Origin of the sequence: Actinomadura hibisca NBRC 15177, from assembly GCF_001552635.1 — a bacterium.
Taxonomy (GTDB): Bacteria; Actinomycetota; Actinomycetes; order Streptosporangiales; family Streptosporangiaceae; genus Spirillospora; species Spirillospora hibisca.
The window spans coordinates 18422-33418 of the sequence record NZ_BCRO01000055.1; the positions used below are offsets into that span (position 1 = coordinate 18422).

15 protein-coding genes are annotated in these 14997 nt (G+C 74.1%); 5 read left to right on the plus strand and 10 right to left on the minus strand.

The window, feature by feature from the left end:
• The first annotated feature begins 91 nt into the window (after positions 1 to 91).
• Positions 92 to 1063, plus strand: a complete 972-nt coding sequence (locus tag AH6_RS25755; RefSeq protein WP_157431716.1) for a polysaccharide deacetylase family protein — start codon at positions 92 to 94, stop codon at positions 1061 to 1063.
• Positions 1064 to 1073: 10 nt separating this feature from the next.
• Here the strand turns inward: AH6_RS25755 and AH6_RS25760 are convergent, their stop codons facing one another.
• Positions 1074 to 1553, minus strand: a complete 480-nt coding sequence (locus tag AH6_RS25760) for a thiol-disulfide oxidoreductase DCC family protein (RefSeq protein WP_083983454.1) — start codon at positions 1551 to 1553, stop codon at positions 1074 to 1076.
• A 5-nt stretch (positions 1554 to 1558) separates the two neighbouring features.
• Positions 1559 to 2185: an HIT family protein gene (locus AH6_RS25765; RefSeq protein WP_067484558.1), complete on the minus strand. Its 627-nt coding sequence runs from the start codon at positions 2183 to 2185 to the stop codon at positions 1559 to 1561.
• A 221-nt stretch (positions 2186 to 2406) separates the two neighbouring features.
• On the opposite strand from AH6_RS25765, the gene AH6_RS25770 reads away from it, so the two are divergent.
• Entirely contained in the window at positions 2407 to 3141 is a 735-nt protein-coding gene (locus AH6_RS25770; protein ID WP_083983455.1) for an Asp23/Gls24 family envelope stress response protein, read from the plus strand.
• A gap of 83 nt (positions 3142 to 3224) precedes the next feature.
• The gene (locus AH6_RS25775) at positions 3225 to 3686 is read left to right on the plus strand and encodes an STAS domain-containing protein (RefSeq protein WP_067484564.1); all 462 of its coding nucleotides are present in this window, start codon (positions 3225 to 3227) and stop codon (positions 3684 to 3686) included.
• 82 nt (positions 3687 to 3768) lie between these two features.
• On the opposite strand, the gene AH6_RS25780 is transcribed toward AH6_RS25775, so the two are convergent.
• The 8 genes from AH6_RS25780 to AH6_RS25815 form a co-directional block, all read right to left on the minus strand.
• Positions 3769 to 4407: a hypothetical protein gene (locus AH6_RS25780; protein ID WP_067484567.1), complete on the minus strand. Its 639-nt coding sequence runs from the start codon at positions 4405 to 4407 to the stop codon at positions 3769 to 3771.
• 126 nt (positions 4408 to 4533) lie between these two features.
• The gene (gene thrS, locus AH6_RS25785; protein WP_067484570.1) at positions 4534 to 6510 is read right to left on the minus strand and encodes a threonine--tRNA ligase; all 1977 of its coding nucleotides are present in this window, start codon (positions 6508 to 6510) and stop codon (positions 4534 to 4536) included.
• Between the two features lie 328 nt (positions 6511 to 6838).
• Positions 6839 to 8290: a sugar porter family MFS transporter gene (locus AH6_RS25790; RefSeq protein WP_067484583.1), complete on the minus strand. Its 1452-nt coding sequence runs from the start codon at positions 8288 to 8290 to the stop codon at positions 6839 to 6841.
• A 78-nt stretch (positions 8291 to 8368) separates the two neighbouring features.
• Positions 8369 to 9004 (minus strand): class I SAM-dependent methyltransferase, encoded by a 636-nt coding sequence (locus AH6_RS25795; protein ID WP_067484586.1) that lies wholly within the window; start codon positions 9002 to 9004, stop codon positions 8369 to 8371.
• Positions 9005 to 9086: 82 nt separating this feature from the next.
• Positions 9087 to 10238: an LLM class flavin-dependent oxidoreductase gene (locus tag AH6_RS25800; RefSeq protein WP_067484590.1), complete on the minus strand. Its 1152-nt coding sequence runs from the start codon at positions 10236 to 10238 to the stop codon at positions 9087 to 9089.
• Positions 10238 to 11260 carry an ABC transporter substrate-binding protein gene (locus tag AH6_RS25805; protein ID WP_067484592.1) on the minus strand — a complete coding sequence of 341 codons (1023 nt, stop codon included), beginning with the start codon at positions 11258 to 11260 and terminating at the stop codon, positions 10238 to 10240. The genes AH6_RS25800 and AH6_RS25805 overlap by 1 nt, the downstream gene beginning before the upstream one ends.
• On the minus strand, positions 11257 to 12012 hold the full coding sequence (locus AH6_RS25810; RefSeq protein WP_067484594.1) for an ABC transporter ATP-binding protein: 756 nt from the start codon (positions 12010 to 12012) through the stop codon (positions 11257 to 11259). Before AH6_RS25810 ends, AH6_RS25805 begins: the two co-directional genes overlap by 4 nt.
• Positions 11988 to 12815 (minus strand): ABC transporter permease, encoded by an 828-nt coding sequence (locus tag AH6_RS25815; protein ID WP_067484596.1) that lies wholly within the window; start codon positions 12813 to 12815, stop codon positions 11988 to 11990. Before AH6_RS25815 ends, AH6_RS25810 begins: the two co-directional genes overlap by 25 nt.
• Positions 12816 to 12987: 172 nt before the next feature.
• Between AH6_RS25815 and AH6_RS25820 the strand changes: the two genes are divergently transcribed.
• Complete coding sequence (locus AH6_RS25820) at positions 12988 to 14232, plus strand: sensor histidine kinase (protein ID WP_067484598.1); 1245 nt, start codon at positions 12988 to 12990, stop codon at positions 14230 to 14232.
• A 59-nt stretch (positions 14233 to 14291) separates the two neighbouring features.
• Positions 14292 to 14969 carry a response regulator gene (locus tag AH6_RS25825; protein ID WP_083983456.1) on the plus strand — a complete coding sequence of 226 codons (678 nt, stop codon included), beginning with the start codon at positions 14292 to 14294 and terminating at the stop codon, positions 14967 to 14969.
• Positions 14970 to 14997: the final 28 nt, after the last annotated feature.

Here is a 14997-nt window from a genome sequence, read left to right on the forward strand (position 1 = left end):
GCGGCCCCGGCCCGTCCCGCCCGGGAGTGATCCCGCCTCCTCCCGGCGGATGATCGAAGCGGTCGTGCCGCTGTGCGATTCTTAGCGGGTTATGAGCGACACGGGGGACGAGCGCGGGCGGCGGGACGAAGTGGACCGCGAGGCCGAACAGGGCGCTGAACAGCGCGTTCAGCAGCAGGACGGGCAGCAGGACGAGGCGCGGGGGCGGGCCGGGGAAGGCGCGCGGCGGGGCCGCCGCCGCTTCCTCAAGGGCGCCGGGATCGCGGCGGGCGGCGCGGCCGCCGGGGCGGTCGGCGGCGCGCTGCTGGCCGACGGCGGGCAGCAGTCGATCCTGGCGTCGGTCGGCAGCGACCTGACGCCCGACTCGGCGATGGCGGTGCCGGTGGCCGGTCCGTGGCGGCCGCGCCACAACGGCCACGTGGACATCGTCTACTCGGTGGACACCGCCCAGAAGCTGGTGGCCCTCACCTTCGACGACGGCCCCATGCCGAACTGGACGCCGATGGTCCACGACGTGCTGGACGCCGAGCAGGTCAAGGCGACCTTCTTCCTGGTCGGCGAGCGGCTGGTGCGCAACGGCGGGCTGATCAAGGACCGGATGGCCCGGCACGAGGCCGCCAACCACACCTGGGCGCACCAGAACCTGTCCCGGATGACCCACCCCGAGGCGCTGGCGGCGATCGGCCGCGCGCACCGGGCGATCGGGAGCGTGCTGGGCCGCGAGGCGCGGCTGCTGCGGCCGCCGTTCGGGCACTTCGGCGGCACCGCCGTCAGCGCCGCCGGGCAGCTCGGCTACGACATGACGCTGTGGTCGATCAAGATGCTGGAGAAGACCTACGAGGCCCACCCGCCCAAGCTGGTGGACTACATCGTCGGCAACACCCAGCAGGGCGGCATCGTGCTGGCCCACGACACCGGCAACCCCGACCGGCTGGTGGCGCTGCGGAACCTGGTGCCGATGATCCGGGGGCTGCGCGCCAAGGGCTTCGAGTTCGTGACGGTGTCGGAGCTGCGGGAGGCGGGCGCCCGCTCCCCCGCCCCGGCCCCGGCCGAGAAGCCCTGAGCGCGGGCCGCTAGCCCTTCCCGGACCCGTTTCCGGGCCCGCTCCCGCCCGCGTTCCCGCCGCCGCCCGCGCCGTTGCCTGGTCCGTTGCCTGGGCCGTCGCCCGTGGCCTCGTCGCGGCGCGGGATCGCGCACGCCGCGGTGCCGCCCGGCAGCCGGTGGCGGTTGTTGGCGATCAGCCGGTAGACGCCGTGCGCGATCCACCGCACCGGCGGCAGCCGCACCAGCGCGCCCAGCGGCCACCAGCGGCCCCCGGCGTCCATCAGCAGCCGCGACACCGCCTGCGCGCCGCCCGCGACGCGCCCGCCGCGGCCGATCCACACCACCTCGTACCCGGCCCGGTCGGCGGTGGTGCCGAGCGCGGCCAGGTCGGCCGCCTGGTAGGCGACGATCTCCGCCTCGGTGGGGATGTGCCGCTCCAGGAACCGCACCGAGGCGGTGCAGAACCCACAGTCCCCGTCGTACAGCAGCACCGGTCGTACCTGCGCCATCGCCGTCAGTCCCGGGGCCACGCGTCGGCGACGATCTGCCGGGTGTCGCGCAGCAGCTGCGGCAGCACCTTGGTGTGGCCGACCACCGGCATGAAGTTGGTGTCGCCGCCCCAGCGGGGCACGACGTGCTGGTGCAGGTGCGCGGCGATGCCGGCCCCGGCGACCAGGCCCAGGTTCATGCCGACGTTGAAGCCCTGCGCGCCGCTGGCCTTGCGCAGCGCGGCCAGCGCCCGGCGGGTCGTCTCGGCCAGCTCGGTGTACTCCCCGGCGTCCAGCTCGGTGTAGTCGGCCACGTGCCGGTAGGGCACCACCATCAGGTGCCCGGAGTTGTAGGGGTACAGGTTCAGCACCGCGAACACCGACCGGCCGCGGGCCACGACGAGGCCCTCCTCGTCGGTCATCTTCGGGATCTCGCAGAACGGGCAGCCGTCGCCCGCGCCGGACCCGGAGGGCTTGTTCTCGCCCTTGATGTAGGCCATCCGGTGCGGGGTCCACAGCCGCTGGAAGTTGTCGGGCGCGCCCGCGCCGCCCCGTTCCTCCTCGACCTGCGGGACGGTGGCGCCCCAGCCCTCCGGCTCGGGCGCGTCCGCGCGCGCCTCCTGCACCACGGGCTCCTCCGGCTCTACGCTCAAGGCGGCGCTCTCCTTAGTGTTCACGGCCTGCCTGCAGCATAGAGAGCCGCACCGGCCGCCCCGCAGCCGGGCCGCCCCCGGGGGCGCGGGCCCCGCCGGCCGCCATGCCATGCGTCTGACACGCATCCTGACGCACCTGTCCGCCACACCTGGCGCCACCGGCGTCACTCGGCCACCATGGACACCGCCCGCGGACCGTCGAACGATCATGGGAGCCGACGATGACCGACCTCGACAAAGGGTATTCCGGACAGGGCGGGGAGCCCGGCCGTCCCGAGGCGCGGTCGATGCCGTTCTTCCCGGGGCCGGCCACGTCCGGAGGCGCTCCCCCGCCGCCCGGCGGAGCACCCGGCGGCTCGCTCGGCACGCCGCCCGGAGGGACACCGCTGGCCGCGCCCGCCGTCGCACCGCTCGCACCACCTGCGCCGTCCGTCCCGTCCGCCCCCTCTGCCCCGCCCGCGCCGCCGACGCCCCACGTGCCCGCGCAGGGCGGGCGGCACGCCCAGGAGCGCGACCTGTCCGAACCGTTGCAGGGCGGCCCCAGACCGGCGGGCCTTCCTTCGAGCGGCTTTTCGGCCGGTCCCTCGGTCCTGTCCGGCACGCCCGCGCCGGGCGGCGGGCGGGGCGGGACCGGTGACGCGGTGCAGGGCCGGATCACCATCGAGGACGAGGTGATCGAGCGGATCGTCGCGCTCGCCGTGCTGGAGGTGGGCGGCGTGGCCGCGCTGGGCGGCCTCGGCACCCGGCCGGGGGTGCGCGTGCACGCCCGCGAGCACGAGGTGGCGCTGGACCTGGTGGTGTCGGTCGAGTACGGCAGCGTGATCATGGACGTGGCGCGGGCCGTCAAGGCCAACGTGGCGCGGGCGGTGGGCCTGATGCTGGGCACGCGGGTGACCTCGGTCGACGTCGTGATAGAGGACGTGCGGATGCCCGGCGGCATGGCCGGTCGCGGCTGATCCCCCGGGCGGGCTCATCGGGCGGATCGGAACTCGTGGCCGCGCGGACGCATGGTCTGCCGCGAGGCGGCGATAACGGGGCCGTGGCGGAACTGTGGCTGTCCACCCACCTGGCCGGGCCGCTGGCGGTGGTCCTGGTCGGTGGGGAACTGGATCTGGCGACCGCTCCCGTGCTGCGGGAGCAGTTGCTCCTCGCCCTCTGCCATTTCGGGCCGCTGCTGGCGGTCGACCTGTCCCGGGTGACGTTCATGGACTCCAGCGGGCTGGCCGTGCTGATCGAGTACTGGAAACGGGCGCGGGCGGCCGGGGGCGGGCTGTCGCTGGTGGGCCCGCGCGGCATCGTGGCGCGCAAGCTGGAGATCACCGGGCTGGACCAGCGGTTGTCGGTGCACCCCGACATCCCCGCGGCGCGCGACGCGGCGCAGGACGCCTCACGGGACGGGCCGCCGCCGTCCGGCACCCGCGCGCTGGACCGCGCGCCGGGCCATTCCCCGGGCCGCTCCCCCGACCGTCCGCAGGGCCGCAACGGACGCCGTCGGCCCTGAGCGGGCCTGAGCGGCCCTGAGTCGGCCTGAGTGGCCCTGAGCGGGCCGGAAGAGGACGCGCCGAAGCCGTCGCCCGGTGGCGTCAGGCCCCGGGGCGGGCGTAGCAGGTGTCGGTGGAGATCCCCACCGACATCGTGGTGATCTTCACGTAGCGGATCTGCGCGGGCGCGACGCCCGGGAAGGTGAAGGTGTGCGGGCGGCCGCCCTTGACGGTGGCCTGCTGGCTCTTGGGCGCGCCGCCGCGCAGCTGCACCTCGGCGCGGACCGCGCCGCTGCCCGAGACGCTCACCGACACCTCCAGCCTGCCCGTGGGCGAGGGACGGTAGACCGACGTCCCGGCCGGGCACCAGGTGAGGCCGACGCCGCCGCCGGTGCCGGGCAGCGGCGGGCCGCCGTCGTTGTTGTTCTGCCCCCGGTTCTGCCCGCTCGGCTGCGGGCTCGGCCGCCCGTCGGGGTAGACCTGGCCGCCCCGGTTCTGCTGGGGCAGCGGGTTGGTGGGGGTGACCGTCCGGCCCGCGCCGGGGAGGCCCTGCTGCCCGGCGGGCTGCGAGGCGGTGCCGCCGGGCGTGCGGCCCGCCGCCGTCCCGGTGCCGCCGTCCTGGTCGAACAGCGGCATCAGCAGCACCGCGAGGGCGACGGCCACGAGCAGCGCGGCCCCGCCGTAACCGGCGACCCGGGCCCCGGCCGAGCGGGTGCCCCGGGCCGGCCTGGTGGACTTCATCCGCTTTTCTCCCCGGTCGTGGCAAGTGACCGTTGAGGCTACCAACTCCGCACGGGGCCCGGAGCGGCTTGGCGGACGGGCGGCCGGGCCGTCCCGGTGGCCGGTCGCACCGGGACGGCCCGCCCGTCAGACCTGCACGCGGGCCTCGACCGCCTTGACGATCTCCTCGACGGCCTCGTCGATCGCGACGCCGTTCTTCTGCTCGCCGTTGCGGTAGCGGAACGACACCGCGTCGCCCTCGACGTCGTCGTCGCCCGCCAGCAGCATGTAGGGGACCTTCTGCTTCTGCGCGTTGCGGATCTTCTTCTGCATGCGGTCGGAGGAGGCGTCCACCTCCACCCGGACACCGCGCTCCCTCAGCCGGGCGGCGACCTTGTCCAGGTGCGGCACGTGCGCGTCGCCGATCGGGATGCCCACCACCTGCACCGGGGCCAGCCACGGCGGCATCGCGCCCGCGTAGTGCTCCAGCAGCACGCCGAAGAAGCGCTCGATCGAGCCGAACAGCGCCCGGTGGATCATGACCGGCTGCTGCCGCGAGCCGTCGGCGGCCTGGTACTCCAGCCCGAACCGCTTGGGCTGGTTGAAGTCCACCTGGATGGTGGACAGCTGCCAGGTGCGGCCGATGGCGTCGCGGGCCTGCACCGAGATCTTGGGGCCGTAGAAGGCCGCGCCGCCCGGGTCGGGCACCAGGTCCAGGCCGGACTCCTCGGCGGCCTCGCGCAGCGCGTCGGTGGCCTCCGCCCAGTCGGCGTCGTCACCGATGAACTTCGGGGAGTCGTCGCGGGTGGACAGCTCCAGGTAGAACTCGTTGAGGCCGTAGTCGCGCAGCAGGTTCAGCACGAAGGTCAGGAGGTTCTTCAGCTCCTGGCCCATCTGCTCCTTGGTGGTGTAGATGTGCGCGTCGTCCTGGGTCATGCCGCGGACGCGGGTGAGGCCGTGCACCACGCCCGACTTCTCGAACCGGTAGACGCTGCCGAACTCGAACAGCCGCAGCGGCAGCTCGCGGTAGGACCGCCCGCGCGCGTCGAAGATCAGGTTGTGCATCGGGCAGTTCATCGGCTTGAGGTAGTAGTCGGCCCCGTCCACCTCCATGGGCGGGAACATGTCGTCCTTGTACCAGCCGAGGTGACCGGAGGTCTCGAAGAGCTGCCCCTTGGTGATGTGGGGGGTGTTGACGAACTCGTACCCCTCCTCCTCGTGCCGCCGCCGCGAGTAGTCCTCCATCACCCGGCGGACGACGCCGCCCTTGGGGTGGAAGACCGCGAGGCCGCTGCCGATCTGGCTGGGGAAGGAGAACAGGTCCAGCTCCGCGCCGAGCTTGCGGTGGTCGCGCTTCTCGGCCTCCTCCAGCAGCTTGAGGTACTCGTCCTGCTTGTCGCGCGACTCCCAGGCGGTGCCGTAGATGCGCTGGAGCTGCGGGTTCTTCTCGCTGCCGCGCCAGTACGCGCCGCCGGAGCGCATCAGCTTGAACGCCGGGATCACGCGGGTGGACGGCAGGTGCGGGCCGCGGCACAGGTCCTTCCACCGCAGGTCGCCGGACTTGGCGTCCAGGTTGTCGTAGATGGTGAGGCCGCCCTCGCCCACCTCGACGTTCGCGCCGTCGTCGGCGCCCGCCGCGCCCTTGAGGCCGATCAGCTCCAGCTTGTAGGGCTCGCCCGCCAGCTCCTCGCGGGCATCGTCGTCGGAGACGGGGCGGCGGGCGAAGGTCTGCCCCTGCTTGACGATCTCGCGCATCTTCTTCTCGACGCGCTTGAGGTCGTCGGGGGTGAACGGCTCGGCCACGTCGAAGTCGTAGTAGAAGCCGTTCTCGACCGGCGGGCCGATGCCGAGCTTGGCCTCGGGGAACAACTCCTGGACGGCCTGGGCCATCACGTGCGCGGCCGAGTGCCGCATGATGGCGCGGCCGTCGGGGGAGCCGATCTCGACGGGCTCGACGAGGTCGCCGCCGGCCAGCGGGTGAGCCAGGTCGCGCAGCTCGCCGTTGACGCGGGCGGCGATCACGGTGCGGCCGTCCGCCTGGAGGGCCTGTCCGGCGGTCGCGCCGGCGGGCACCACTCGTTCGTCTCCGTCGAGGGTGACGCGCAGCTCAGACACGGTGGACACGGGTTCTCCTCGCGATGGTGGGACGGGTCGTGCGGCTTGGGACGCCTGCTGGTCAGATGCTAGCGAGTCGGCGGGGGCAGGGTCGGCCGCGCCGGTTTCCCTACCGGTTTCCATGGGTGCTCCTCTGGTCGGGCGGAGCGGCCCGGAACGGGTCCCGGAAAGCGGTGAGGCCCCGGGATCGCTCCCGGGGCCTCACCGCGCGTCGAAGTTCTAGGGCGTGCGGAGATCGCGCCGGGGAGTGCCCGGCGTCGTCGTCTCCACCACAGCCGCCATGCCGCCCATCCTAGCGCACCACCTTGATCATGCAGGCTTGATCATGCGGGCCCGGTCACGCGGTGGCCGACGACGGGTCGAGCTTGTCCATGTCCTCCAGCTCGCGGCCCTTGGTCTCGGGGACCTCCTTGAGCACGAACACGAAGGCCAGCGCGGCGAACACCGCGTACAGGCCGTAGGCGATGCCGAGGCCGAGCGAGGACAGGCCGGGGAAGCTGACGGTGATGACCCAGTTGGCGATCCACTGGGCGGCGGCGGCCACGGCCAGCGCCGAGGTGCGGATCCAGTTGTTGAACATCTCGCCGAGCATGACCCACACCACCGGGCCCCAGGTGGCGCCGAAGGAGAACACGTAGAGGTTGGCGGCGACCAGCGCGACCGGCCCGGCGACGTCGCCGAGCTGGGGCTTGCCGTCCACCACGGCGGCGGTGGCGAAGCAGACCGTCATCACGGTCAGCGTGATCGTCATGCCCGCGGCCCCGGCCAGCAGCAGCTTCTTGCGGCCGATCTTGTCCACCAGCGCGATCGCCAGCAGCGTGGTGACGACGTTGGTGACCGAGGTGATCACCGAGGTGACCATGGCGTCGCCCTCGCTGAAGCCCACCGACTGCCACAACGTGGAGGAGTAGTAGAAGATCACGTTGATGCCGACGAACTGCTGGAACACCGACAGCAGGATGCCGACCCAGACGATCTTCTTCAGCCCGAAGGTGTCCCCCCGCAGGTCCGACAGCCGCACCCGGCGCTCGGTCTTCAGCGACTTGACGATCTCGCCGATCTTCAGGTCCACGTCGCCGCCGCGGCCCATCACCTTGGCCAGCACCTGCCGGGCCCGCGCGATCTCGCGCTTCTTGACCAGGTAGCGGGGCGACTCGGGGATGGTGGTGGACACCACGCCGTAGACCACCGCGGGCACCACGGCGCTGGCGAACATCCACCGCCAGGCGCTGCCGCCCCAGGGGAACTCGCCGCCCGCGCCGCCGTCGGAGACCCGCGCGATGACGTAGTTGACGACCAGGGCCGCGAAGATGCCCAGCACGATCGCCAGCTGCTGGAGCGAGCCGAGCCGGCCGCGCAGCTCGGCGGGCGCGATCTCGGCGATGTAGGCCGGGGCGATCACCGAGGCGGCGCCCACCGCCAGGCCGCCCACCAGCCGCCAGAAGGTCAGGTCCCAGGCGTTGAAGGCCAGCGCCGAGCCCAGCGAGCTCACCACGAACAGGAGCGCGGCGACCTGCATCACCCGGATCCGGCCGAACCGGTCGGCCAGCGGCCCGGCGAACCAGGCGCCGACCGCGCAGCCCAGCAGCGCCGAGGACACCACGAACCCGATCACCACCGAGTTCAGCGAGAACTGCGCCTTCAGCGCGTCCACGGTGCCGTTGATCACCGACGTGTCGTAGCCGAACAGGAACCCGCCCAGCGCAGCCGACCCCGCCAGGAGGGCGGCGGTCGCGGCCGAGTGGGAGGGCTCCGAGCGGGCCGCCCTGTCCTCACCCTCTGTAGTCATGCACTGTGATCTTCCCCGGAAAAGGGACGTTATGCGAGCCGGACGGCACCCATGACACCGCGTCTGACCTGGGCAGGGTCAGTCGCGGACCGCCACGCCGATCAGATGCGGGCCCGCCGGGTTGGGCACCCGCGATTCGGGAAAGATGAAGCGCCGCTCCCGCACGACCGTGAACCCGGCCCCGGCGATCCACTGCCCCGTCGGCCGCGCCACCCGGCAGCCCGCCGCCAGGTGGTGCCACACCAGGTCCGCGTAGCGCTGATAGCGCACCATGCCCGGCGTGTCGCCCCGCACGTGCTCGTAGTAGCGCAGCTCCCCGCCGGGTCGCAACACCCGGCGCAGCTCGGCCAGGACGCGGACCGGGTCGCGGACCGAGCACAACACCAGCGAGGCGATCGCCACGTCGAACGAGGCGTCGTCCAGGTCCAGGTCCTCGGCCGTGCCCGCCCGCACCGCCACCGGGACGGGGGCGCGGGCGGCGGCCTCCTCGGCGCGGGCGCGCAGCGTCGGCTCCGGTTCCAGCGCCACCGCCCCGGTGACGCCGGGCGGGTAGTGCGCGAAGTTGGCGCCGTGGCCGGCGCCGATCTCCAGGGCGCGCCCGGTCGCGCCCTTCAGCAGCTCGGCGCGGTGGTCGGCCCCGCCGGCGCGGGCGGTGGCGGCGTCCATCCGGGGATAGAGCCGGGCGAAGATCGGATGCCTCAGGTCACCGGTCATGCCCGCAGTGTCCGCCGCCCCCGCCAAAGGATCAAGACGTGCCGGGCGCGGAGCCGGGCACGGAGCCGGGCGCGGGGCCGGGTCAGGCGGCCCCGCGCGCGTCCGCGAGCACGCCCCGGCGGCGCAGCTCGGGCAGCACGCCCTCGCCGAACCAGTACGCCTCCTCCAGGTGCGGGTAGCCCGACAGGATGAACTCCTCGATGCCGAGGGCGGCGTACTCCTCGATCCGGTCGGCGACCTCGGCGTGGCTGCCGACCAGCGCGGTGCCCGCGCCGCCGCGCACCAGGCCCACCCCGGCCCACAGGTTGGGGTAGATCTCCAGGTCGCGGGCCGCGCCGCCGGACCGGAAGTCCTCGTGCAGGGCCCGCATCCGCCGCTGGCCCACCGAGTCGCTGGCGGCCAGCGCCCGCTGCGCCTGGGCGATGTGCGCGGGGTCGACGCCGTCCAGCAGGCGGCGCGCCTCGGCCCAGGCCGCCTCGGAGGTGTCGCGGCTGACGGTGTGCAGCCGGATGCCGAAGCGCAGCGTCCGGCCTTCCTTCTCCGCCAGCCCCCTGATCCAGGCGATCTTCTCGGCCACCTGCGCGGGCGGCTCGCCCCAGGTCAGGTAGGCGTCCACGTGCCGGGCGGCGACCGGCCCGGCGGCGGCCGAGGAGCCGCCGAAGTAGATCTCCGGGACCGGGTCCGGCGGCCGCGCCACCGTCGCGCCCTCCACGTGGTAGTGCTCGCCCTTGAAGTCGAACGGCTCGCCGCTCCACGCGCCGCGCACGATCTCCAGGAACTCGCCGGTGCGCGCGTAGCGCTCGCCGTGCTCCAGGTGGTCGCCGAAGCGGCGCTGCTCGGCGGCCTCGCCGCCGGTCACCACGTTCAGCAGCAGCCGCCCGCCGGAGATGCGCTGGTAGGTGGCGGCCATCTGGGCGGCCAGCGTCGGGGAGACGAACCCGGGCCGGAAGGCGACCAGGAACTTCAGCCGCGAGGTCTCGCGCAGCAGCGCGGCGGTGACCAGCCAGGCGTCCTCGCACCAGGTGCCGGTCGGGGTCAGCACCGCCTCGAAGCCGAGCTGCTCGGCCGAGCGGGCGACCTGGGCCAGGTAGTCGATGTCGGGCGGGCGCACCTGGTCGGCGGTGCCGGGCCGGGCCTGCGGGCGGCCGACGCCCGCCGGGACGCTGTGCCCGCCGCCGATCAGCGCGCGGCTGTCGCCGGTGGTGGGCAGGAACCAGTGGAAGCGGGGGGCCATCACTTCACCTCGATGTCGTTGAACCGGCGGTCCACGTGGTCGGCCATCGTCACCTTGACCGGGATGAGCTTCTCGGCGTGGAAGGCGTCGGCGAGCGCCTGCTCGGCGGTGACCAGCGCGTCGTCCACCTTGATCAGCTTGGCCGCGCGGCGCTTGGCGGCGGTCTCGGCGATGGGCAGCGGCAGGCCGGTGTCCTTGGCCCACACCTTCGCCCAGCCGTCCACGTGGGCGGCCGACCAGACCAGGGCGCGGCGCTGGCGGGTGAGGTAGTCGCGCAGCGCGGCCTCCTTGGCCCGGTCGTCCAGCGTCTTCTGCCCGGCCACGATGACCTGGTAGCCGTTGGTGTAGCCGGTGCCGTCCACCAGCAGGCGGCCGCCCGCCTGGGCCTCGCCCTGGGCGGTGTAGGGGTCCCAGATGGCCCAGGCGTCGAGCTTGCCGGTGCTCAGCGCGGCCAGCGCGTCGGGCGGGGCCAGGTACTGCGGCTGGATGTCCTTGAAGCCGAGCCCGGCCTTCTTCAGCACCGTCAGCAGGTGGTAGTGGGAGGAGCTGCCCTTGGCGACCGCGACGCGCTTGCCCTTGAGCTCGGCGGGCGTGCGGATCGGCGCGTCCTTGGCGACCAGGATCGCCTGGCCGGTGAGGCCGATGTCGGCGGCCGAGACGATCTTCAGCTTGCTGCCCGCCGCCGCGGCGAACACCGGCGGCGCGTTGCCGACCGCGCCGAAGTCCACCGCCCCGGCGTTGATCGCCTCCAGCATCGGCGGGCCGGAGGTGAACTGCTTGAACTCCACCTTGTACGGCGTGCCCGCCAGCTCCCCGGCGGCGGCGAGCAGCGCCTGCTGGCCGCCCTTCTGGTCGCCGACGCGCAGGGTGACCTTGGACAGGTCGATCTTCCCGTCCGCGCCGATCGCGGCGTTCCCGGTCTCGCCGCCGCCGCACGCGGCCGCGAGGGCGGCGGTGGCGGTGAGGGCGAGGGCGGCGGCGAGCGCGCGCAGGCGCGTCCGGCGGGGACTTGCGGTGATCATGCCGTTCCTTCGGGGGTGACGCCCAGGCGCTCCAGCAGGGTCGCGCGCAGGGCGGTGAGATCGGGATGGTCGCGGTGCCGGGGGCGGGGCGTCGCCACCCGGGACTGGTGGGCGATGCGGCCGCCGTCCAGCACCAGGACGCGGTCGGCCAGCAGCAGCGCCTCGTCCACGTCGTGGGTGACCAGCAGGACGCCGGGGCCGTGCCGGTCCCACAGGTCCAGCACCAGGCGGTGCATGGTGATGCGGGTGAGCGCGTCCAGCGCGCTGAACGGCTCGTCCAGCAGCAGCAGGCCGGGCTCGCGCACCAGGGCGCGGGCCAGCGAGGCGCGCTGGGCCTCGCCGCCCGACAGGGTCAGCGGCCACGCGCCGCCGTGGTCGGCGAGGCCGACCTCGGCGAGCGCCCGGGCGGCGGCGGCCGGGTCGGCCGCCCGCAGGCCCAGGGCGACGTTGGCCCGGACCCGCTTCCAGGGGATCAGCCGCGGCTCCTGGAAGGCGACCGCGACGGCGCCGGACACCTCCAGGCCGCCGTTGGTGCCCCGGTCGAGCCCGGCGAGCGCGCGCAGGAGCGTGGACTTGCCCGAGCCGCTGCGGCCCAGCAGGGCGACGAACTCACCGCGTTCGATGGTGAGGTCGACGCCGTCCAGGACGGTGCGGCCGTCGAACCGGCGCGTCAGCCCGGTCACCCGGGCCGCGGGCGCGGTGTCGCCGCCGGTCTTGGCGGTGGTGGTCACACCGGGAAGCCCGTGCGCCATGTCAGCGCCCTCCTCTCCAGCAGCCGGACCACGGCGTCGGTGAGCAGGCCGAGCGCGGCGTACACCACCAGGCCGAGCACCACGACGTCGGTGCGCAGGAACTCCCGCGCGTTGTTGATCATGAAGCCGAGGCCGGCGTCGGCGTTGACCTGCTCGGCGACGATCAGGGCCAGCCAGGCGACGCCCAGGCTCTGCCGGAGCCCGACCAGGGCCTGCGGCAGCGCGCCGGGCAGCACCACGTGCCGCACCAGCGCGGTCCGGCTCAGGTCGAGGACCTCGGCGACCTCGGCGAGCCTGCCGTCCACGCCGCGGATGCCGGCGAAGGTGTTGAGGTAGAGCGGGAAGGCCACGCCGAGCGCGACCAGCGCCACCTTCGGCGTCTCGCCGATGCCGAACCACAGGATGAACAGCGGGATCAGCCCGAACAGCGGCAGCGCGCGGAGCATCTGCAGCGGCGGGTCGAGGGCGTGCTCGCCGACGCGGCTGAGCCCGGCCACGACCGCCAGGCCGACCCCGGCGACCGCGCCGAACAGGAAGCCGAGCCCGGCGCGCTGCACCGACACGGCGATGGCCGAGGTGAGCGTGCCGTCCCGCAGCAGGTCCAGCCCGGTGGCGGCGATCTTGGTGGGGGCGGCCAGCAGCCGCTCGGGCAGCAGCCCGGTGGAGGCGGCCAGCTGCCAGACGGCCAGCAGCACCAGCGGGCTGACGAGGCGGGCCAGCGCGGCGCGCGGCAGCAGGGCGGCGGGACGGAACGGGCGCCCGCGGGCGTGCGGACGCGCCAGGTCGAGGGAGGAGGTGGACACGGTGAACCCTTCACAGGCGACTGGCGTTCAATCTGGCGCATATTCCCTATCAAGTCAATCGGAAATACCGGTTAAGTAGGACACAGCACCGCCCCCTACCTGGGCGGGTGATCGCGATCTCCCTCTCCGGGGGCACGCCCGCCCGGCCCCGCGCCGCCTAGGCTCGGGGCAAATGAACGAGCCAGCCCCCGCCCCGACCCCGCTCGACCGCCTGCGCGACGGCGTGCACGCCGCCGTCGTGCCGCGCTCGGGCGAATCCGGCGGCTACCTGCTGCCCGCCCAGCCGCTGCTGATGTACGGCACGCTCGCCGTGCTGGTGGCGCTGACGGTCGGCTTCACCGCCGGGTCCATCGCCATCCTCATCCACGCCGCCCACCTCAGCGCGTCCCTCGCCTGGCCGCTCGGCGCCGCGATGGCGGCCCCGCTGGTGTTCGCGGTGCGCTGGCCGCTGTCGGCGTGGCGGGTGTCGGCCGCGGGCTTCCTCGCCACCGTCCCCGTCGTGGGCGGCGAGGGCTTCTGGCCGTGGCCGGTGACCGCCTTCCTCGCGCTGCTGGTCATCCTGTTCTTCGTGGGGGTCTCGGTGCCCCGCACGACCGTCGTCGGGGTGGGGACCGTCACCGTCGGCACGCTGGCCCTGGCGGTGCTGACCGGGATGCCGAGCTGGTTCGCGATGATCCTGGGGGCGCTGGCGGTGGTGACGCTGGTGTTCGGCGACGCGGTCGGCGGCCGCTACAGCCTGGCCGCGATCGTCGCCCAGCAGGCCGAGCAGTTGCGCCAGGACCTCGCCCGGCAGGCGGTGCTGGAGGAGCGCGCCCGCATCGCCCGCGAGCTGCACGACGTGGTGGCGCACCACATGTCGGTGATCGCCATGCAGGCCGAGGCCGCCCCCTACAAGATCCCCGACCTGCCCGACGCGGCCCGGCAGACCTTCGGGGTGGTGCGCGACGCCGCCCGCGAGGCGCTGATCGAGACCCGCCGGGTGGTCGGGCTGCTGCGCTCGGACGACGAGGGCGCCGAGCGCGCCCCGCAGCCGGGCCTGGACCGGCTGGAGGAGTTGGTGTCGGCCGCGCGCGGCAACGGCGCGGGCGTGACCAGCACCGTGGTCGGGGTGCCCCGGGAGGTGTCGGTCGGGGTGGACCTGTCGGCCTACCGGATCGTGCAGGAGTCGCTGAGCAACGCCGCCCGCTACGCGCCCGGCTCCGACGTCGCGGTGCAGTTGCGCTACGGCACGGCCGCCCTCACCGTCACGGTCACCGACGGCGGGGCGCGCACCCCGCCGGAGGAGTCGCCCGGCGGCGGGCACGGCCTGGTCGGGATGCGCGAGCGGGTGTCGATGCTGGGCGGCACGCTGGAGGCCGGGCCGCACGGCGACGGCTGGCGGGTCCGCGCCGAGCTGCCCTACGGCGACGCCGACTGACCGGCGGCCCCGGGCGATGATCGCGCACCGGGGCGGACGCCCGCGTACAGTGTGCTCTCGTGACGATTCGGGTGCTGATCGCCGACGACCAGGTGATGATCCGCGACGGGCTGGCGGCGCTGTTGTCCTCCGACCCCGGGATCGAGGTGATCGGGCAGGCCGGCAACGGCCGCGAGGCGGTCGAGCTGGCGCGCGCGCTGGACCCCGACGTCATCGTGATGGACATCCGGATGCCGGAGATGGACGGCCTCGCCGCCACCGCCGAGCTGGTCGGCGAGGCGGCCGCCGCCGGGGGCGACCCCGCCGACCTGCGGCCCAAGGTGCTGGTGCTGACCACCTTCGACCTGGACGAGTACGTCTACGAGGCGCTCGGCGCGGGCGCCAGCGGGTTCCTGCTCAAGGACGCCTCGGCCGCCGACCTGGTGCAGGGGGTGCGGGTGGTGGCCGGGGGCGACGCGCTGCTCGCGCCGTCGATCACCCGCCGCCTGATCGGCGACTTCGCGCGCCGCCGCCGCCACCAGCGGCCGAGCCCCGGCGCGACCTCCTCGCTCACCCCGCGCGAGCTGGACGTGCTGCGCCTGATCGCGCGCGGGCTGTCCAACGCCGAGATCGCGGGCGAGCTGGTGCTGGCCGAGCAGACCGTCAAGACCCACGTCGGGCACGTGCTGACCAAGCTCGGGCTGCGCGACCGCACGCAGGCGGTCGTGTTCGCCTACGAGAACGGGCTGGTGGGCTGACCCGGGAACGTTCCCCGGACGGCGCGCC

Coding starts and splice junctions, on each gene's coding strand:
- AH6_RS25770 (WP_083983455.1), top strand. CDS start 2,407: ATGACCGACCTCGACAAAGGGTATTCCGGACAGGGCGGGGAGCCCGGC.
- AH6_RS25820 (WP_067484598.1), top strand. CDS start 12,988: ATGAACGAGCCAGCCCCCGCCCCGACCCCGCTCGACCGCCTGCGCGAC.
- AH6_RS25810 (WP_067484594.1), bottom strand. CDS start 12,012: ATGGCGCACGGGCTTCCCGGTGTGACCACCACCGCCAAGACCGGCGGC.
- AH6_RS25805 (WP_067484592.1), bottom strand. CDS start 11,260: ATGATCACCGCAAGTCCCCGCCGGACGCGCCTGCGCGCGCTCGCCGCC.
- AH6_RS25755 (WP_157431716.1), top strand. CDS start 92: ATGAGCGACACGGGGGACGAGCGCGGGCGGCGGGACGAAGTGGACCGC.
- AH6_RS25790 (WP_067484583.1), bottom strand. CDS start 8,290: ATGACTACAGAGGGTGAGGACAGGGCGGCCCGCTCGGAGCCCTCCCAC.
- AH6_RS25795 (WP_067484586.1), bottom strand. CDS start 9,004: ATGACCGGTGACCTGAGGCATCCGATCTTCGCCCGGCTCTATCCCCGG.
- AH6_RS25780 (WP_067484567.1), bottom strand. CDS start 4,407: ATGAAGTCCACCAGGCCGGCCCGGGGCACCCGCTCGGCCGGGGCCCGG.
- AH6_RS25800 (WP_067484590.1), bottom strand. CDS start 10,238: ATGGCCCCCCGCTTCCACTGGTTCCTGCCCACCACCGGCGACAGCCGC.
- AH6_RS25760 (WP_083983454.1), bottom strand. CDS start 1,553: ATGGCGCAGGTACGACCGGTGCTGCTGTACGACGGGGACTGTGGGTTC.